The sequence below is a fragment of the Paraburkholderia sp. RL17-368-BIF-A genome (assembly GCF_046054045.1).
Lineage (GTDB): Bacteria > Pseudomonadota > Gammaproteobacteria > Burkholderiales > Burkholderiaceae > Paraburkholderia > Paraburkholderia graminis.
The window spans coordinates 224,751-244,657 of the sequence record NZ_JARESN010000004.1 but is presented as its reverse complement, the minus strand read 5'-3'; the positions used below and the strand labels follow the sequence as shown (position 1 = coordinate 244,657).

Below are 19,907 nucleotides of genomic sequence, written 5' to 3'. Positions count from 1 at the left end.
CGGCCCGCGATCCGCGGTCTCCGCTCGCCCTTTCACTCACCTTTGTTCTTGCCGAGATCGACGCCGAGTTGCTTGAGCTTGCGATACAAATGCGTGCGCTCCAGTCCGGTCTTTTCCGCGACGCGCGTCATGCTGCCGTTCTCGCGCGCGAGGTGATATTCGAAGTACGCGCGCTCGAATGCATCGCGCGCATCGCGCAGCGGAATGTCGAACGAAATGGACGCCGTTTGCGCCGCAAGCACGCCGCTGCCGTGACCGTCGGCGGAGAGCATCGGCAATGCCGCGGCCGAAGCCACCGTCGACGAATTCATCGGCAACGGGGATTTCGCCGCCACGCCGCCAGGCGCGACCGCCGCCGTGCCGCGCGCGAGGCCCTGTTCGACCGCCTTCAGCAGCTTCTGCAACGCGATCGGCTTCTCAAGAAAGTTGAGCGCGCCGATCTTGGTCGCTTCGACTGCCGTGTCGATGGTCGCGTGACCGGACATCATGATCACCGGCATGGTCAGTTGCCCTTGCGCAGCCCATTCCTTGAGCAACGTCACGCCGTCGGTATCGGGCATCCAGATGTCGAGCAGCACCAGGTCCGGCGCCTGACGCAAGCGGAACTCGCGCGCCTGCTGCGCGTTTTCCGCCGCCTCCACGACATGCCCCTCGTCGCTCAGGATCTCCGAGAGCAATTCCCGGATGCCCATTTCATCATCTACCACCAGGATGGTTGCCATTTACGCTGCCTTTGTCTGCACTGTTGCTTTTGTCTTTCCCTGCGACGTACCGCCGTGCGCAGGACGCGGTCCCGCTTCGGGAGCCGCGGCGTCGTCTGCCAGTTGAAGGAAGAGAATCGAAATCTGCGCGCCTTCGATCACATCGCCCGCTTTCATGCGGTTGCGAATGTCGATGCGCGCGCCATGTTCGTCGACGATCTTCTTGACCATCGCAAGACCCAGGCCCGTGCCCTTGGCCTTGGTCGTCACGTAAGGTTCGAATGCACGCGTGAGAATGCGCGTGGGGAAACCCGGTCCGTTATCCGACACTGTCAGCCGCACCGCGATGCGCGCCTTGCCCTGCGCATCGGGGTCTCCGTATTCTACTGTCCTCGTCTCGAGCAGCACACGCGGGCGCTCGACGTCGGCCACCGCGTCCTGTGCATTCTGCAGCAGGTTGTGGATCACCTGGCGCAATTGCGTGGCGTCGCCGCGAATCGCGGGCAGTTCGGAGAGCTCGACCTGAATCGCGCCTTTGCCTTCTTCGATACCGTACAGCGTCAGCACTTCGCTCACGAGTTCGTTCAATTGCAGATGCGCGAGCACAGCGGGCGGCGTGCGCGCGTAGTCGCGGAAGTTGTCGACCATCTGCTTCATCGCCGCGACCTGGTTCACGATCGTGGTCGCGCCGCGCTTCAAGACATCGGCGTCGGACGGCGTCAGCTTGTCCGCTAGCTTCATCTGCAAACGCTCGGCCGAAAGCTGGATCGGCGTGAGCGGATTCTTGATCTCATGCGCGAGCCGCCGCGCCACTTCGCCCCACGCAATGGAACGCTGCGCGGAGATCACGTCCGAGATGTCGTCGAACACAACGACGTAGCCCGACGTCTGCATGTCCTGCGCGTCGCGATCGGTTGCGGACACAAGGCGCGCGCCGCGCACAAGCAGCGTGAGCGGCTCGGATTCGCCCGCCACCTGAACCGAAAACTGTTGCTGCCAGTGCCCGCCGTCGTCATGACCGTCGCCGCTTGCCGCCTCGCGATCGGCAAACGCCTTGCGCACCATGCCGCCGAATTCGCTTAGCACGCCGATCTGTTCGAGCGCCGAGCCGAGCACTTCCTGGAACTGCTGACGGAAGATGCGCTCGGCGCCGCGATTCGCGGTAGTGAGACGGAACTGCCGGTCGAACACGAACACGCCGGCCGTCAGGTTCGCGAGAATGCTCTCCAGATACGCCTTCGAATGCTCGAGTGCGATGCGGTTGTTCTCAACCGCGGCGCGCGCCTCGGACAACTGCCGCGTCATCGCATTGAACGACTGCGTGAGAAAGCCGAGTTCGTCGCGCGACTTGATTTCGCGCTTCGGCGTGTAATCGCCCTCGGTGATTTCCTTCGTGCCTTGAGCGAGCAGGAAGAGCGGCCGTGCGAGCTGGTTGCCGAGCGCGAGCGCGAGCATCATCGCGATGAAGGTCGCGAGGAACAGCGCGAGCGTCAGCGTGCCGATGTACATCTTGCGCAGCCCCGTACGTCCGAGCGCTTTCTCCTGATACTCGCGATACGCGCGCTGCACGGCGTCGGCATTGCGTGCAAGCGATTGCGACACCGGCTGCGTGAGTTGCAGGAAGCGCTCGGTGGGCTGCAGCAGCGAAGCGTTCGAATCGGGAATGCGCTGCACGACGCGCAGCCGCAGCGCGCCCTTGCTGCCGTGCGCGCGAGGATCGCCGTCGACTTCGCCTTCAATCGCCGCGTAGCCGCGCCCGCGCGCCGCGTCGACCATCAGCGGCGTGGGCAGATCGTTCGGCACGAGCGACGCGTAGTTACTCGATGCCTGCGCGACCACATGCATGTCGGGCGTCGCGCCGGACATGCTGCGCGTCGGTTCGACGATCGTCGCCTCCTGCACGCCGAACTGATCGCGCAGACGCAGCAACGTGAGCGTCGTGCCGGCGGCGTCCGCGCTCGCAAGCTGCTCGGACATCAGGCGGCCCTTGGTTTGCAGATCGGACAGCGACGCGTCGAGCATGCCGCGCCCGAGATTCAGGCCCGACGTCAGCGCGGTTTCGACATTCACGTCGAACCACGATTCGATGCTGCGCGACACGAACTGATACGAGACCACATAGATGATGCCGCCCGGCACCACGCCGACGAGCGCCATGAAAAACGCCAGCTTCGCAAGCAGCCGCGTGCCGAACTTCCCCTTTCGCAATCGCACGATGATGATGATGACGAGCGTCGCCACCACCAGCAGAAAGATCATCGCGACCACCAGATTCGCGGCATACAGCCACTGGTAATAGCGGTCGAAGAATTCGGTATTCGCGCTTGCCGCGGCGAGCAGCACGAGCAGCAGCACGGCCGTCACGGCGACCGTGGAGACCAGCACGCGCACGACGATGCTGCTGACACTGGTGGCGGAGCGCACTTTATTTAGCACGTTCGGTCACCGTGAAAGTAAAGCGCTTCCATTCGGAAGCGAGGTTCCAGTCGCGGTTATTCACCGCGTCGATCTGAAACGGCTTGGGCATCAACGCGATGTCGAGCTGCATGCGCACCGACGCGTTGTACGTTTCGCCGGCATGCACGTCGTTGCGCTCAATCACATGCCACGACGACACATGCTTGATGACCGCGAGCGCGTCTTTCAGCGTGGAAAAGCCAAGCTGCAAACCGCCGGACGACACACTCGACACGCGATATTCGCGCGTGAGCGGCTGGAACGACAGACGCAGACTCTGCGACACGTTGACCGGCTGTTCGTCGAACCAGTACCAGCGCGGCCGGCTCAGTTCGAAGTCGGTCGTGAAGTAAAGCGGAATGCCTTTATTGACCGCGTCTTCGAGATTGCTGTTCAAATCGAAGTCGAAACGCGCGTCGAGGCTCCAACCGGTGTTGTCCGCTTGCAGCGAAGCGCGCTGCACGGCGATCGAGTCGGCGTGCGCGGCGCCGGGTGCCGCAAGCCAGACGGCCAGCGCGACCCAGAGCACGGCAGCGAGCCGAAGCGGGAAGAAGCGTTTGATGGTCACCGTTTCTGAAAGCGCGCGTAGAAAAATCCGTCGTGGTCTGAGTTCGCGCCGGCGCTGATGTCAGCGAATTCTCCGGCATGGGAACCGGCCGATGTGTCGGCGGGCGCGCGGGCGACTGAAGGTAGAAGTTGCCCCGGCGCGTCCAATCGTACCGCATCCTGATATTTGTTTCCAAACCACTGCGCCTGCAACTCGCCTTCTTCGGGAAAGATCGAGCACGTAACGTAAAGCAATTCGCCGCCAGGTTTCACGAGCGGCCAGAGCGCGCCGAGAATGCGCCGCTGTTCGTCGACGAGCGCGGGAATATCCGACGCGCGGCGCAACCAGCGAATGTCCGGATGACGCCGCACGATGCCCGACGCCGAACACGGCACGTCGGCGAGAATGCGGTCGAATGGCTGGTCGATGTCGTCGTGCCATTTGGACGGCGCGCCGGCGTCGCCGATTCGCACCTCCGCTTCGAGCTTGAGCCGCTGCAGGTTTTCGCCGATCCGCCGCGCGCGCGACACGTCGCTTTCGAGCGCCACCAACTGCAGGTTCGCCAGTTCCAGCAGATGCCCGGTCTTGCCGCCAGGCGCCGCGCACGCGTCGAGCACGCGCATGCCGTCGCGCACGCCGAGCAGTTGCGCGGCGAGCTGCGCGCCCGCGTCCTGCACGGACACGACGCCCTCGTTAAAGCCAGGAATGCGATCGACTGGCATCGGCGTGGCGAGCATCACCGCGTAGTCGCCAACCTTGCTCGCGCTGATGTGATGGTCCTCGAGCACTTGCAGGTACGCTTCGACCGTCGAATGACGCGCGTTCACGCGCAGCGTCAACGGGCCTTGCGTATTGCCGGCCGCGAGCACGTCTTGCCATGCTTCGGGCCATGCGCGTCTCACGGCGTCGATCCACCATGTCGGGTAATTCCAGCGCGCGACTTCGTCGGCTTGCGCTTCTGTCAGCAGCGCGTCGCGTTCGCGTAGGAAGTTGCGCAGCACGGCGTTGACGAGCCCCTTCGCGAAAGCGAATTCACGGCGAGCCGAGATCGCCCCGACCGCCTGGTCGACCACGGTGAACGGCGTATAGGCGGCGCTCGCTTCGTCGTCGATCAAGAGCGCGAGCGCGCAGGCCAGTACGTGACCGACATGCGGCGGCGGCGCTTTCTTGACGAGCTTCGCGATCAGCCACTCAGCCGTCCCGAGACGCCGCATCGTGCGATACGCGATGTCCTGCACCGCGCCGCGCGCGGCAGCGGCACTGCCCTCGGGCGCGGCTACGAAAACAGTTTGCAGCGCGGCCGGCAAAGCCGCGCCGAGGCGCACGGCGCCGACGGCCTGCGCGGCGCAATCGAGCGCGAAGCCGAGCGATTCCGGCGCGAGATGCAGCACGGACAAGCGGGATTCGCGCGGACGCGCCGACGAAGAAGCAGAACGCGAAGAAGGCTTTGGGATCATGGAAGAACAAAGGCAGGCCGCGCGGTAGGCGCGGCACAATGAGCACACATTGTAGCGTGGCGCGGCGTGTGGACCGCGAGCGGGCGTGTGCAGTGCGCGCGGCCGCGTCGATCACCGCGGCCAGCAAATAAAAAGGCGAGCCCGAAGACTCGCCTTTCGTCATGCCGCGCGCTACGCGCTTATTCGAAGCGCCCTGTGCGGGCCATTTCCATCAGGCGGGCAATGCGTTCTTCCGTTGCCGGGTGCGTCGAAAACAGATTCGCGATGCTGCCGCCCGCAAGCGGGTTCATGATCATCATCTGCGCGGTGGCCGGATGCTGTTCGGCTGTGGGGAACGGAATGCCGCTCGCATAACGATGAATCTTGTCGAGCGCCGACGCGAGCGCCTGCGGGTCGCCGGAAATCTGCGCGCCGCCGCGGTCGGCCTCGAATTCACGCGCGCGCGAAATCGCCATCTGGATCAGCGCACCGGCGATAGGCGCGAGCAGCGCAACCGCGATGCCGGCGATCGGGTTCGTGGTACGCCCGTTTTCGTCGCGGCCGCCGAAGAACATCGCGAAGTTCGCGATCGCCGAGATCGCGCCGGCCATGGTGGCCGAGATCGTCGAGATCAGAATGTCGCGATGCTTGACGTGCGCGAGTTCGTGCGCCATCACGCCGCGCATTTCGCGCTCGGACAGCACGCGCAGAATGCCGGTGGTCGCGGCAACCGCCGCGTGCTCCGGATTGCGGCCCGTAGCGAACGCGTTCGGCGCATCTTCGTTGATCAGATAGACGCGCGGCATCGGCAAGCCGGCACGCGTGGAAAGCTCACGCACCATGCGATAAAACTGCGGCGCACTGGTTTCGTCGACTTCCTGCGCGTTGTACATGCGCAGCACCATCTTGTCCGAGAACCAGTACGAGAAAAAATTCATACCGAGCGCAATGACGAGCGCGATCGTCATGCCGCGCGACCCGCCTATCATTCCGCCGATCACGATGAAAAGGGCCGTGATCGCGGCCATCAACATCGCGGTTTTGACCCAATTGAACATGTCTGCAACTCCTTGCCCTAACGCGGGGTTCATATCCGTGCCGCATCATCGCGGCGCCTGATTATGCCTGACTGTAAGCGAAATGTTAGATATGGACGCGCGCGAAAAATTCAATCATCTCGATGCAGTGGCGAGCTTGATCCCCAGGCCGACAAAGGCGCTGCCGACACCGCGGTCCAGCCACTTCTTGACCGACGGCTTGCCGGAGAAGCGCTGCGTGACGCTGCCGGCGATCCACGCGACAAAGCTGTTCCACAGCATGCTCATCACCACGAACACCGCGCCGAGCGTCAGAAAGGCGAGCGCCTTCTGATCGGTGCCCGCCGTAACGAACTGGGGGAAGAACGAAACGAAGAAAAGCACCACCTTCGGGTTCAGCACGTTGGTCCAGAAGCCTTGCAGAAAAAGCTGTCGCAACGACTTCGGCGCACCGGCCCCGCGTGCGTGGCCGCGGGCCTCGTCGGCGGCTGGCTTCGCAAAAATAAGGCGTACGCCGAGATAGATCAGATAAATCGCGCCGACGAACTTGATAACGGTGAACGCAGTGGCCGACGCCGCGAGCAGCGCCGTCAGGCCGAACGCGCACGCGAGCGAGTGCACGCAGCAGCCCGCCGAAATGCCCAGCGCGGACATGAGCCCCGCCCCGCGCCCCTGTGCGACGCTGCGCCCGACGATATAAGCCGTATCCGGCCCGGGCGTGACGTTCAGCAGAAAAACGGCGACGACGAAAAACTCGAAATGGGTGATGCCGAACATGGGAATCCTCGAAAGCTGGGCCTTTGCATGACGGATTCTAACGCGCGGCGGGCGCGCGACGGGGCCGCTCGCCATCGGCCGAATGGACGATGGGCAAGCGCCGCGAGGCCGTGCTAGTTTGCGTCGGGAATATGGAAACGCTGACCTGCGGCCAGTCCGAAGCCAGCCAGGAATTCGCGCACCGGGAGCCGCTTGCCGCCGGGTTTTTGCAGTTGCGTGAGACGCAACGCGCCTTCGCCGCAGGCCACGACGACGCCTTCCGGCGAAACACCGATGATCGTGCCGGGCGCCGCGTTGTTTGTGCTGTCTTCGGCGGCGGCCGCCCAGATCTTGATCGCGGTTCCGTCCTCGAGCGTCGCCACGCCGCCAGGGAACGGGTCGAACGCGCGCACCTGGCGCGCGAGCACCGCAGCCGGCCGGCGCCAGTCAAGCGCGGCCTCGTGCTTGCCGATCTTTTCGGCGTAGGTCACGCCGTCGGCGGGTTGCGGCGTCGAGGCCAGCTTGCCGCTGCGTTCGAGTTCGACGAGCGCATCGACGATCAGCTTTGCGCCGGCCTGCGCGAGGCGGTCGTGTAAGGTGGCGGTGGTGTCGTCGGCGGAAATGGGCGTGCGGATTTCGGAAATCATCGCGCCCGTGTCGAGGCCGGCGTCCATCTGCATCAGCGTGATGCCGGTTTCGGCGTCGCCCGCCTCGATCGCGCGATGAATCGGCGCCGCGCCGCGCCAGCGCGGCAACAGCGACGCGTGAATATTGATGCAGCCGTGCGTCGCGATGTCGAGCACTTCCTGCGGCAGGATCAGGCCGTACGCGGCCACCACCATCACGTCGTGCGGCGTGGCGCGCAACTGCTCGATGGCCGCCGCCGCCTCAGCCGGATACTTGCCTGCGCGGCGCAACGAAGGCGGCTGTGCGACCGCGATCCCATGTTCCACGGCGTAGCGCTTGACGGGACTCGCCTGCAATTTCATGCCGCGCCCCGCCGGCCGGTCCGGCTGCGTGAGCACGAGTGGCACCGCAAAACCGGCGCCGTGGATGGCCGCCAGCGCAGCCGAAGCGAATTCCGGCGTGCCGGCAAAGACAACGCGCAACGAATGACTCATGAGCGGGAGGGCGAGCAGGTAGCGGAATGGGCGCGCATTACATTGCGTGGGCGAGCTTCTTCATCTTGCTCTTGATGCGCGTTTGCTTGAGCGGCGACAGATATTCGACGAACACGTGGCCCATCAGGTGATCCATCTCGTGCTGGATGCACACGGCAAGCAGTCCCTCGCAGTCCATCTCGAAGGTTTCGCCCTTCTCGTTGAGCGCCCGCACGCGCACTTTCTCCGCGCGCTCGACGTTGTCGTAAATTCCCGGCACGGACAGACAGCCCTCTTCCGACAGCTTCTTCTCGTTGCTCGACCAGACGATTTCCGGGTTGATGAACGCGAGCAGTTGATCGTGCGCGTCCGAGACGTCGATCACGATCACGCGCTCATGCACGTCGACCTGGGTGGCGGCGAGGCCGACGCCCGGCGCGGCGTACATGGTTTCCGCCATATCCGCGACGAGGCGGCGGATACGGTCGTTGACCTCTTCCACCGGCTTTGCAACCTTGTGCAGCCGTTTGTCCGGGTAATTGAGGATGTTCAGTAAAGCCATGATTTCGAGAGTGATTTTCAGACGCCGCTGACCATGAGAAGGCCCGCGTTGGCCATTCGGCCAGGTTGTCGGCACGTCGCAATGCGCACACGATAGATGGTGTCGAACCGGTTCGATTCAACGCGCCACACGCGCTAGACGACGAGCCCGCGCGGGTGGGCGCGGCGCTGCAGTTATTTCGGATGATGAAAATTTTAGCATGGCGCCCGCCTGCCCGCTGGCGCTGCACGAGGATCGACCCGCAATGCACACCTTGCCTTCAACGGATCTTGAACTCGCCGCGTGGCTGCGGCTCTCTCTCGCGCCGGGGCTCAAACCCACGGCGCTGCGCCTGCTGCTGGGCGCTTTCGGGCTCCCCGAGGCGATTCTTCGGCAGGAGCATGAGACGCTCGCCGCGATTGCCGGCGACGCCGCGGCGCGCGCGGCGCTGGCGCCGACCGGCCCGGACTTCGACGCCCAACTGGAAGCCGTGATCGCATGGCGCGAGCTGCCCGGTAACCAGGTCGTCACGCTCGACGACCCCGCCTATCCACCGGCGCTGCTGACCATGCCCGATCCGCCGCCGCTGCTATATATAAAGGGGCGTCTCGAGCTGTTGCATACGCGCGCGGTCGCGCTGGTGGGCAGCCGCAGCGCGACGCCGCAAGGTGAGGAAGACGCCGAACACTTCGCGCGGACGATTTCGGAGGCGGGCGTGACGGTTGTGTCGGGGCTCGCGAGGGGCATCGACGGCGCGGCGCATCGCGGCGGGCTCGCGGGCATCGGCAGCACGGTCGCGGTGATCGGCACCGGCGCGGATCTCGTCTATCCGGCCGCGCACCACGCGCTCGCGCGGCAAATCGCGCTGCAAGGCGCGATTCTGTCGGAGTGGCCGCTCGGCACGCCGGCGCGCGCGGCCAACTTTCCGCAGCGTAACCGGTTGATCGCCGGACTCGTCAGCGGCGTGCTGGTCGTCGAGGCGGCCATGCGCTCGGGCTCGCTGATCACCGCGCGGCTCGCCAACGAGATGGGCCGCGATATCTTTGCGTTGCCGGGCTCGATCCACGCGCCGTTGTCGCGCGGGTGTCATCGGATGATCAAGCAGGGCGCGAAGCTGGTCGAGACGCCTGAGGAAGTGCTGGAGGAATTGGGGTTTGCGAAGACTGCGACCGCGAGTGTTGCTGCAGGCGTTCGCGGACAGCGGGCATTGACGCGCACGTTCGACGACGACGCAACGGCGGCGGACTGCACGGCGCCCGCGCGACATTCGGCGCAGCGCGACGAGGCGGCGACATACGCGCAGTCCCAGGCGAAGGCGCAGGCAAACGCCGAGCCGCAACCCATAGCCGCCGAAGCACGCGCCCCGAACGTACGCGATGTACCCGACCCCGACGCGCAAAAACTGCTCGCCGCGCTGGGCCACGCGCCGACCAGCCTTGAAATTCTCGCCACGCGCACCGAGATGGAATACGCGGTCCTGCAGACGACGCTGCTGCAACTGGAACTCGCCGGCCACGTCAGCGCGCTGCCCGGCGGGCGCTACACGCGGGCAAGCCACGGCTAACGCATGTTGACGCCCCTTGACCACTCTCCGGGATCGGCCATGCTACATTCGCGCCAACGCATCCGCCAAAGCATTCGACAAAGCACTAGAGGAACCACCATGCCCGCGCTGAATCTCGACACCGACCACGACCGGATCGCCGAGCGCGTCAATGAGCCCGACACGCTGTTCGTGGCCTGCCTGTGCGCGGAATGGTGCGGAACCTGCCGCGAGTATCGCGAGGCGTTCGACAAGCTGGCCGAGCGGCATCCGCAAATCTGCTTCGCATGGATCGACATCGAAACGCATGCGGATCGATTCGACGATCTCGACGTCGAGAATTTTCCGACCATCCTGATCGAAGACTCGGTAACGACACGTTTTTTCGGCACCGTTTTGCCGCAAGCAGGGATTGTCGAGCGGATGCTCTCGGACTTGACCGCGCTGCCGGGCGTCGTCGGCGCGCCCAAATTGCGGCCCGCGCTGGCGGCTGCCTGAGCGCCGAGATTCACGGCTTCGTCGACAGCGCCGAGCGGATCGCGACGGCCTCGGCGGCACGGCGGTTGCGAGCGGCGCACAGCGCGTTTGCCGCAGCTTGTCCGAGCGCCGGACGCGCAATTATGATGGCGCGCTTTTAGGGCCGCTTTTATGCCCGCTTTTATGGCAGTTGACACGCCGCTTTCGCGCCGTGTGCTATAAAGCGGTCGTTAATGGGTAGCAAGGTCGCAAACGAGGGTCGCGCCAACTGGGCGCGCTCAAGGCCACCAACCCGGATATACCAACCTCACATCGAGTCATGTCTAAAGCACTGATCATCGCCGAAAAGCCTTCCGTCGCGAACGACATCGCGCGCGCTTTGGGCGGTTTTACCAAGCATGACGAGTACTACGAGAGCGACGAGTACGTTCTCTCATCGGCAGTGGGCCATCTGCTGGAAATCGCCGCGCCCGAAGAATACGAAGTCAAACGCGGCAAGTGGAGCTTCGCCAATCTGCCCGTCATTCCGCCGCATTTCGATCTGAATCCGATCGCGAAGAGCGAGTCGCGCCTGAAGGTGCTGACCAAACTGCTCAAGCGCAAAGACATCGACCGGCTCATCAACGCATGCGACGCGGGGCGCGAGGGCGAGCTGATTTTCCGCCTGATCGCGCAGCACGCGAAAGCCAAGCAGCCGGTGCAGCGCCTGTGGCTGCAATCGATGACGCCCGCCGCGATCCGCGACGGCTTCGCGCGTCTGCGCAGCGACGAAGAGATGCAACCGCTTGCGGACGCGGCTCGTTGCCGCTCCGAAGCGGACTGGCTCGTCGGCATCAACGGCACACGCGCGATGACCGCGTTCAACAGCAAGGGCGGCGGCTTCTTCCTGACCACCGTCGGACGCGTGCAGACGCCGACGCTGTCCATCGTCGTCGAGCGCGAAGAAAAGATTCGCCGCTTCGTGCCGCGCGACTATTGGGAAGTGAAGGCCGAGTTTGTCTGCGCGGCCGGCTTCTACGAGGGCCGCTGGTTCGATCCGAAGTTCAAGCGCGACGAGTTCGACCCGGAGAAGCGCGACTCGCGTCTGTGGGCGCTGCCCGCGGCGGAGACGATCGTCGCCGCTTGCCGCGGTCAGATCGGTGTCGTCAGGGAAGAGTCGAAGCCGTCCACGCAACTGTCGCCGGCACTGTTCGACTTGACGAGCTTGCAGCGCGAGGCCAACGGCCGCTTCGGCTTCTCGGCGAAGAACACGCTGGGTCTCGCTCAGGCGCTGTACGAAAAGCACAAGGTGCTGACCTATCCGCGGACTGACGCGCGCGCGCTGCCCGAAGACTATATGGACACGGTCAAGCAGACGCTCGGCATGCTCAAGGAGAGCAACAACTACTTGCCGTTTGCGAAGCAGGTGCTCGACAAGGGCTGGGTGAAGCCGAACAAGCGCATCTTCGATAACTCGAAGATCAGCGACCACTTCGCAATCATCCCGACGCTGCAGGCGCCGAAGAACCTGTCCGAGCCGGAACAGAAGCTTTACGACCTCGTGGTGAAGCGTTTTCTGTCGGTGTTTTTCCCGGCTGCCGAATACCGCGTGACCACGCGTATCACCGAAGTCGTCGGTCATCACTTCAAGACCGAAGGCAAGGTTCTGGTGGAGCCGGGCTGGTTGCAAATCTACGGCCGCGAAATCAGCGGTGAAGATGCCAACCTCGTGCCGGTGCAGAAAGACGAGAAGGTCAAGACCGACAAGATCGCCGCGCAGCAGCTCGTCACCAAACCGCCGGCACGCTACAACGAAGCCACGTTGTTGTCGGCGATGGAAGGCGCGGGCAAGCTCGTCGAAGACGATGAACTGCGTGAGGCGATGGCCGCGAAGGGGCTCGGTACGCCGGCCACGCGCGCCGCCATCATCGAAGGGTTGCTGGGCGAAAAGTATCTGGTCCGCGAAGGCCGCGATCTGATTCCGACCGCCAAGGCATTCCAGTTGATGACGCTCTTGCGCGGGCTCGGCGTGAAGGAATTGACCGCGCCCGAACTGACGGGCGAATGGGAATACAAGCTGTCGCAAATGGAACGCGGCAACCTGCCGCGCGACGCGTTCATGCAGGAAATTGCCCGCATGACGCAGACCATCGTCAAGCGCGCGAAGGAATACGATTCCGACACGATCCCGGGCGATTACGCGACGTTGCAGACGCCGTGTCCGAACTGCGGCGGCCAGGTGAAGGAAAACTATCGCCGCTTCGCGTGTTCGAAGTGCGAGTTCTCCATCTCGAAGATTCCGGGCGGCCGCCAGTTCGAGATCGAGGAAGTCGAAGAACTGCTGAAGAACAAAACGATCGGGCCGCTGTCGGGTTTTCGCAGCAAGATGGGCCGTCCGTTTTCGGCGATTCTCAAGCTTTCGCTCGACGACGAGATCAAGAACTACAAGCTCGAGTTCGACTTCGGCCAGGACGCGGGCGGCGAAGACGGCGAACCGCCCGACTTCTCGGATCAGGAACCGGTCGGCGCATGCCCGAAGTGCAAGGGCCGCGTGTTCGAGCACGGCATGAGCTACGTCTGCGAGAACTCGGTTGCGAACCCGAAGACTTGCGACTTCCGCTCGGGCAAAGTGATCTTGCAGCAGGAGATCGCGCGTGAGCAGATGGCCAAGCTGCTTGAAGAAGGACGCACGGATCTGCTGACGAACTTCAAGTCGTCGCGCACGGGCCGTAACTTCAAGGCGTTCCTCGTCAAGCAGAACGACGGCAAGATCGGCTTCGAGTTCGAGAAGAAGGAGCCGTCGGCCAAGACCGCAGCGAAGACGGCGGCGGCGAAATCGGCTGCGAAGGCAGGCGGTTCGGAATTCGAGTCCGATGACGGCGATGCGGCGGTCGCGGTGAAGGCAGCGCCGGCGGCGAAAAAGGCTGCGGCGAAGAAAGCGCCTGCGGCTAAGACAGCGGCTGCGAAGAAGGCGCCGGCCAAAAAGACTGTAGCTCGCAAGACCGGTTCGTGATTCTTCGGTAAGCGCGACGGGCGCCTGCGGTGCATATCAAAGCCGATGACAAAAAGCGCGATCACCTGCAAGGTGACCGCGCTTTTTTATGCGTTCAGCAGCCGCGCTGGACGCGCCGACATCCTACATCGCGCCTGAACCGCCTCTACAGCGGCGTCAACGCCGCCGGCCGCGTACGACTTCCGGGCTTCGCCAACGTCTTCGGCACCGGCGATAACTCGCTGTCCAGCAGACGCGACAGCGGCTCCGCGCCGTCGAATGCTTCCGGCGGCATCGACGCATCCGCCGGTTCAAACGACGCCGACGCCGGGCGTCCAACGCCGTCCTTGATCCATTGCTCGCCGAGCAGGCTATTCGGCGTCTGGCTGAAATGCTCGACCAGATGATCGATGAACGTGCGCACCTTGGCCGGCAAATGACGACGGCTCGGATAGGCGATGTTGATCTCGACTTGCGGCAAACGGTAATCACCAAGGAGGCGCACCAGCCTGCCGCGCGTCATGTCGCGCCCGATCAGATAGCTCGGCAGAATCGCGATGCCCATGCCGAGCAGCGCGAACTGACGCAGCATCTCCGTGTTGTTCGCCACGATCACATTCGACGGACGCACGCGCACTTCGCCTTCGGGACCGGTAAACACGCGCTCGTCGCCCCAATACTCGGAGGGCAGGCTCAAACACGGATGCTCGAGCAGATGCTCGGGACGCGTGGGCGTGCCGTGCTTCTCCAGATACGCCGGAGTGGCACACACGGTCATGCAGCCCGTGGTCAGACGCCGCGTGACGATGCTCGCGCTGCGCATCTGCCGCGCGATCACCACGCCCACGTCGAAACCTTCTTCAACCAGATCGACCTGACGATCGACGAGCGTGACGTCGGGAATGACCTTCGGATAGCGCTCCGCGTACGTTTGCAGCACCGGAGCGAGATTGTGCAAGCCGAACACGACCGGCGCGACGATGCGCAACGTGCCGACCGGCTCGTGATTTCGCGCGACCACCATCTGCTCGACGTCTTCAAGCTCGTCGAGAATCTGGCGCGCGCGTTCCAGATAAACCTGACCCGATTCGGTCAGGGACAAACTGCGGGTCGTACGGTTGAGCAGCCGCGTGCCAAGACGCCCTTCGAGGTCGGCAACGTGACGGGTGGCAACTGCGTTGGAAATATCCATCGCGCTCGCAGCGCGGGCAAAACTGCCGAGATCCGCCACTTTGACGAAAACTCGCATCGACTGCAAATGATCCATATCACAACTCCTGCCGTGTTACGGCTCCCTGACAATTGGTGATAACCAGTGGAAGCGAATTAGGGATTCTCCTACGACTCGCGCAATCGTGCAGAAGTTGCCCGCAAAAGCGGAAATTTCGTCAATTTTCGTGCGACTGTATGCCCGAATGTGGGGCATCGGGGGCGATTGTTCCGTCGTTAGAAACAATGTGCTGCGGCGCAGCTTGCCCACGCGTGCCTTTCGAACAGATGAAAGATCAGTGTGTCGAGCGCTGAACGCGGCTCTCGCCCGGCTTGGCGGCGCTGAAAATGAAAAAAGCCGCCCGAAGGCGGCTTCTGCGAGTTAGCGAACACTCACGTCGTCAAGCCGCGAGCTTGCTCTCCAATTGGCTCTTGGCTTTCGCCAGCGCGGGCGGAAGGCCGTGCTGCAGCGTGTCAAAGAGCTCCGTATGCAGCGCGAGTTCGGCGCGCCAGGCCGCGTCGTCGACGGAAATCACCTGCTCGAACTGCTCGCGGCTGAAATCCAGACCGCTCCAGTCGATGTCCTCGTAATGCGGCGACACGCCGAACGCGTGCTCCTCGCCCTGCGCCGTGCCCTCGATGCGGCCAACCATCCAGCCGAGCACACGCATATTTTCGCCGAAGCCCGGCCACACGAACTTGCCGTCCGCGCCCTTGCGGAACCAGTTGACGCAGAAGATTTTCGGCAGCTTCGCGTTCAGTTGCTGCAGCCGCTCGCCTGTCTTCAGCCAATGGCCGAAGTAGTCGCTCATGTTGTAGCCGCAGAACGGCAGCATCGCGAACGGGTCGCGCCGTACGACGCCTTGCTGGCCCGCCGCGGCGGCGGTCGTCTCCGAACCCATGGTCGCGGCCATGTAGACGCCCTCGACCCAGTTGCGCGCCTCGGTGACGAGCGGCACGGTCGTCGAACGGCGGCCGCCGAAGATAAACGCGTCGATTGGCACGCCCGCCGGATTCTCCCAGTCGGCGTCGATGGACGGACATTGCGACGCCGGCGCCGTGAAGCGTGCATTCGGATGCGCCGCCTTGCGGCCCGTTTCCTTCGCGCTCGCGGGCGTCCAGTCCTTGCCTTGCCAGTCGATCAGGTGCGCGGGCGGCTCGTCGGTCATGCCTTCCCACCACACGTCGCCGTCGTCGGTCAGCGCGACGTTCGTGAAGATCACGTTTTCCTTCAGCGTGGCCATCGCGTTGAAGTTGGTCTTTTCGCTCGTGCCGGGCGCGACGCCGAAGTATCCCGCCTCCGGATTGATCGCGTACAGGCGGCCGTCCTTGCCTGGCTTGATCCACGCGATGTCGTCGCCGATGGTCGAGATCTTCCAGCCGTTCAACCCTTCGGGCGGAATCAGCATCGCGAAGTTGGTCTTGCCGCACGCCGACGGAAACGCGGCCGCCACATGATGCTTGCGTCCTTCGGGCGAAGTCACGCCGAGAATCAGCATGTGCTCGGCAAGCCAGCCTTCGTCGCGGCCCATCGTCGATGCAATGCGCAGCGCAAAGCATTTCTTGCCGAGCAACGCGTTGCCGCCATAGCCCGAGCCATAGCTCCAAATTTCACGCGTCTCCGGGAAATGAACGATGTACTTGGTCGGATTGCACGGCCACGGCACGTCTTTGGCGCCCGCTTCGAGCGGCGCGCCGACCGAATGCACGCACGGCACGAACTCGCCGTCTTCGCCGAGCACGTCGTACACCTTGCGGCCCATGCGCGTCATGATGCGCATGTTGGTGACCACGTACGGGCTGTCGCTCAGTTCGACGCCGATATGCGCGATCGGCGAGCCGAGCGGGCCCATCGAGAACGGCACCACGTACATGGTGCGGCCGCGCATCGAGCCTTCGAACAGGCCGTCGAGTGTCGTGCGCATTTCGTCCGGCGCGACCCAGTTGTTGGTCGGCCCCGCATCCTCACGACGTTGCGCGCAAATGAAGGTGCGGTCCTCGACGCGCGCGACGTCGGAAGGATCGGACCATGCGAGATACGAGTTCGGACGTTTCGCCGGATTGAGCTTCCTGAGCGTGCCGGCTTCGACCATCTGCGCGCACAGGCGGTCGTACTCTTCCTGCGAACCGTCGCACCACACGATGTTGTCCGGACGGGTCATAGCGGCAACGCGCTGGACCCAGTCGATCAGTTTCCGATGTTTCACCCACGCTGGCGCTTCTACTGCCGCCTTCACTGCGGGCTGTGCCTCGAATGATGGAAGATTCATCGACTTGTCTCCGTTTGTAGGGATTGGAAAACGGTACAAGCCCGGCGACGCTGCATGCGAGAGGCATTTTATTCGTTGCGCCAGTTTCTACAAACCGACGCGCAACTGCACAGGTCGTCACGGGCTTCAACGCAGCTTGTTGTGCCAGGGCGCATGGGACGGGCGTCTGCAACCGTCTGTAAAGCGGCTTGCCTGTACACTCAACAAACTGTTAAAAACGATGTCAATCGGCCTTGCTGTAGCGCTATCGTTCTACGCGGTAGTTGCTACGGTAAGGCATTCAGCTAAACCGGCATGTGACTTGGGTCACATGATGGGACAGTCAGCATAACACTCCGTTCCGCACCGCCATGGTGCGCCGCAAGACACATACCATGAAGATTGCCATCCTCGACGACTATCAGGACGCCGTTCGCAAGCTCGACTGCTTTCAATTGCTCGCCGATCACGAAGTCAAAGTTTTCAACAACACCGTCCGCGGACTCGGGCAACTCGCGAGCCGTCTTTCGGAAGTCGACGCGCTGGTCCTGATTCGGGAACGCACCCGCATCAGCTCGCAACTTCTCGACAAACTGCCGCGTTTGCGCATGATCAGCCAGACCGGCAAAGTGTCCAGCCACATCGATCTCCCGGCCTGTACCGAGCGCGGCATCGCCGTGCTCGAAGGCAGCGGCTCACCGATCGCGCCGGCCGAGCTGACGTGGGCTCTCATCATGGCGGCGCAGCGGCGCATTCCGCAATACGTAGCGAACCTGAAGCAGGGCGCCTGGCAGCAGTCGGGGCTCAAGACTTCGGCGCTGCCGCCAAACTTCGGTTTGGGTCAGGTGTTGCGCGGTCAGACGCTGGGCATCTGGGGCTATGGCAAGATCGGGCGGCTTGTCGCCGGTTACGGCAAGGCCTTCGGCATGAATGTGCTGATCTGGGGCCGCGAGCATTCACGCGAAGCCGCTCGCGAGGACGGTTATGGCGTGGCCGAGAGCCGCGAAGCCTTGTTCGAGCAGAGCGATGTGCTGTCGCTGCATTTGCGGCTGCACGACGACACGCGCGGCATCGTCAAGCAGGAAGATCTGATGCGCATGAAGCCGACCGCACTGCTCGTGAACACGAGCCGCGCCGAGCTGCTCGACGACAACGCGCTCCTCGGCGCGCTGTCGCACAATCGCCCGGGGATGGTCGCGATCGACGTGTATGAAAGCGAGCCGATCCTGCAGGGCTACAGCCTGCTGCGCATGGAGAATGTGATTTGCACGCCGCACATCGGCTATGTCGAGCGCGAGAGCTACGAGTTGTACTTCAGCGCGGCGTTCAAAAACATTCTGGCTTTCGATGCCGGCGACACGGCCAGCGTGGCGAATCCCGAAGCGTTGCAGGGTGGACGTCGGCGCTAAGCGATAGCCGCGGGCGTCAGGCGTCCTGCGTCAGGCGGCAAACTCCAGCAGGTCGGGCATGCGTTCGAGGAAGGTCCCGCCGTCCGCGCGGCCGAGGTTGTACGCATGCACCATCTGCGAGGGGCTCGTGTAGTCCCAGCTCGAGATCGGCACTTTGCGCGACGGCTGCACATAGAGGCGCTGCTGCACGCCGTGCGGCACGACGAACATCTGCGGCCGCGGATAAAGGCGCGTCACCATGACGAGCACGTTGCCGGGCGCATCGGCGTCAAGCGCGCCGACCGGCACGTTGTCGACCATGCCGCCGTCGAGCACCGGGCGGCCGTTGCGCCGCAAGACCGGCGTGAAAGGCGGCGTGCTCGACGATTGCAGAATCAGATCGGCGAGATCTTCGACGGTCGCACAATCCTGCGCACGCACGAATTCCGGATGAAAACCGAGCGTCTGACCAAGCGTCGGGTGCAAGGTCTTGCGCACATATTTTTCGATGTTGTACGCGATGAGTCCTGCGGCGACCGCACTGCGCGCGCCAAGCCAGCGCGGCAAATGTGAAACGCCGATGCGAATCTCGGGCGCATCGGCAAGCGACGAAAACTTCTCACCGTAGATGTCGAGCAATGCCTGACGATAGATGCGGTAATGCGGAAACACCGACTGACCGCGCAGCAGGTTGCCCCAATAAGCGTTGCGCGAATTGTGGCGCAGCGCGTCTTCGTAATAGCGCATGACCCACTCGGAATCGCGCGTGTAGAGCATGCAAGCGGTGGCCGCGCCCGCCGAAATGCCCGTGATGACGCGTGGACGGATGCGCAGTTCCGGTTGCACGACGTCCCAGAAACCCGCCTGCCACCAGCAGCGATTGCCGCCGCCGGCGAATACGACCTGATCGAACATCTTATTTCCTGGTGCCTTGTCTTATGATGCGCGCCGCTTTGCTTATTCGAGCAGCGCGTACGTCGTGGTCGCGTGGACGGCCATGTTGCCGGTCTCGTCGAACAGCTCCACTTCGCCGAAAACGAGGTTGCGGCCGAGGCGCAGCACGCGCGCGGTGACGAGCACGTCGCCCTTGCGCACGGCGCGCATGAAGCTGATGTTGAGCGACACGGTGGTCATCGGCTTGAAGCCACCTAGCGCCGCGGAAATCGCCACGATCATCGCGGTGTCGGCGGCGGCCATGAACACCTGGCCGCAGATCACGCCGCCTGAATGACGCAGCGCGCCGGCGAAAGGCAGGCGCAGCGTGGCGCCTTCCGCATCGGCTTTGACGGGCGTGAGCGCCAGTTCGCGGACCCACGGCGCGAGGATGCGGTCGAGCAGATCGATAGTCTCTTTGTCGTCCATGGCGATTCCCGTCGAAGGCCGCGCGGAGCGTGAGCGGCAAGTGTCCGCGAGTCCGCGACATGATACCGGGATGCCCGGCGCAGCGCCTTTTCGGAGGCAGCGCTTTCGTTGAGGGACGATTCGAAGTGGGAGC

Annotated in this window: 16 protein-coding genes; 4 read left to right on the top strand and 12 right to left on the bottom strand. The window is 63.7% G+C overall.

Annotation, left to right across the window (positions count from 1 at the left end):
- Window positions 1–32 precede the first annotated feature (32 nt).
- The 8 genes from esaR to def all read right to left on the bottom strand — a co-directional run bounded on the left by esaR (window position 33) and on the right by def (window position 8,596).
- Entirely contained in the window at window positions 33–722 is a 690-nt protein-coding gene (esaR, locus tag P0D87_RS09385; RefSeq protein WP_006050543.1) for a response regulator transcription factor EsaR, read from the bottom strand.
- Window positions 723–3,137, bottom strand: a complete 2,415-nt coding sequence (locus P0D87_RS09380) for a sensor histidine kinase (RefSeq protein WP_029969436.1) — start codon at window positions 3,135–3,137, stop codon at window positions 723–725.
- Window positions 3,127–3,726 carry a DUF4390 domain-containing protein gene (locus P0D87_RS09375; protein WP_006050545.1) on the bottom strand — a complete coding sequence of 200 codons (600 nt, stop codon included), beginning with the start codon at window positions 3,724–3,726 and terminating at the stop codon, window positions 3,127–3,129. Before P0D87_RS09375 ends, P0D87_RS09380 begins: the two co-directional genes overlap by 11 nt.
- Entirely contained in the window at window positions 3,723–5,162 is a 1,440-nt protein-coding gene (rsmB, locus tag P0D87_RS09370) for a 16S rRNA (cytosine(967)-C(5))-methyltransferase RsmB (protein WP_006050546.1), read from the bottom strand. The genes P0D87_RS09375 and rsmB overlap by 4 nt, the downstream gene beginning before the upstream one ends.
- 179 nt (window positions 5,163–5,341) lie before the next feature.
- Complete coding sequence (gene htpX, locus P0D87_RS09365; protein WP_006050547.1) at window positions 5,342–6,199, bottom strand: zinc metalloprotease HtpX; 858 nt, start codon at window positions 6,197–6,199, stop codon at window positions 5,342–5,344.
- A 114-nt stretch (window positions 6,200–6,313) separates the two neighbouring features.
- Window positions 6,314–6,955 (bottom strand): LysE family translocator, encoded by a 642-nt coding sequence (locus P0D87_RS09360; protein ID WP_053857366.1) that lies wholly within the window; start codon window positions 6,953–6,955, stop codon window positions 6,314–6,316.
- A 113-nt stretch (window positions 6,956–7,068) separates the two neighbouring features.
- Window positions 7,069–8,055, bottom strand: coding sequence for a methionyl-tRNA formyltransferase (gene fmt, locus P0D87_RS09355; RefSeq protein WP_053857365.1), 987 nt, complete (start codon window positions 8,053–8,055; stop codon window positions 7,069–7,071).
- Window positions 8,056–8,092: 37 nt separating this feature from the next.
- The gene (def, locus tag P0D87_RS09350) at window positions 8,093–8,596 is read right to left on the bottom strand and encodes a peptide deformylase (protein WP_006050550.1); all 504 of its coding nucleotides are present in this window, start codon (window positions 8,594–8,596) and stop codon (window positions 8,093–8,095) included.
- A gap of 244 nt (window positions 8,597–8,840) precedes the next feature.
- Between def and dprA the strand changes: the two genes are divergently transcribed.
- The 3 genes from dprA to P0D87_RS09335 all read left to right on the top strand — a co-directional run bounded on the left by dprA (window position 8,841) and on the right by P0D87_RS09335 (window position 13,587).
- Window positions 8,841–10,139 (top strand): DNA-processing protein DprA, encoded by a 1,299-nt coding sequence (dprA, locus tag P0D87_RS09345; protein WP_053858937.1) that lies wholly within the window; start codon window positions 8,841–8,843, stop codon window positions 10,137–10,139.
- Window positions 10,140–10,238: 99 nt separating this feature from the next.
- Window positions 10,239–10,616, top strand: coding sequence for a thioredoxin family protein (locus tag P0D87_RS09340; protein WP_006050552.1), 378 nt, complete (start codon window positions 10,239–10,241; stop codon window positions 10,614–10,616).
- A 298-nt stretch (window positions 10,617–10,914) separates the two neighbouring features.
- Entirely contained in the window at window positions 10,915–13,587 is a 2,673-nt protein-coding gene (locus tag P0D87_RS09335) for a DNA topoisomerase III (RefSeq protein ID WP_006050553.1), read from the top strand.
- Window positions 13,588–13,732: 145 nt separating this feature from the next.
- On the opposite strand, the gene gvmR is transcribed toward P0D87_RS09335, so the two are convergent.
- Both gvmR and P0D87_RS09325 read right to left on the bottom strand, forming a co-directional pair.
- Entirely contained in the window at window positions 13,733–14,833 is a 1,101-nt protein-coding gene (gene gvmR / locus P0D87_RS09330) for a transcriptional regulator GvmR (RefSeq protein ID WP_006050554.1), read from the bottom strand.
- A gap of 343 nt (window positions 14,834–15,176) precedes the next feature.
- Window positions 15,177–17,045, bottom strand: coding sequence for a phosphoenolpyruvate carboxykinase (GTP) (locus P0D87_RS09325; protein WP_053857364.1), 1,869 nt, complete (start codon window positions 17,043–17,045; stop codon window positions 15,177–15,179).
- Window positions 17,046–17,419: 374 nt separating this feature from the next.
- Here P0D87_RS09325 and P0D87_RS09320 point away from each other — a divergent pair, with 374 nt between their 5' ends.
- Entirely contained in the window at window positions 17,420–18,433 is a 1,014-nt protein-coding gene (locus P0D87_RS09320) for a D-2-hydroxyacid dehydrogenase family protein (RefSeq protein ID WP_044021454.1), read from the top strand.
- Window positions 18,434–18,463: 30 nt separating this feature from the next.
- On the opposite strand, the gene P0D87_RS09315 is transcribed toward P0D87_RS09320, so the two are convergent.
- Entirely contained in the window at window positions 18,464–19,327 is an 864-nt protein-coding gene (locus P0D87_RS09315; RefSeq protein ID WP_053857363.1) for a patatin-like phospholipase family protein, read from the bottom strand.
- Between the two features lie 42 nt (window positions 19,328–19,369).
- Window positions 19,370–19,774 (bottom strand): PaaI family thioesterase, encoded by a 405-nt coding sequence (locus tag P0D87_RS09310; protein ID WP_053857362.1) that lies wholly within the window; start codon window positions 19,772–19,774, stop codon window positions 19,370–19,372.
- Between the last annotated feature and the right edge of the window lie 133 nt (window positions 19,775–19,907).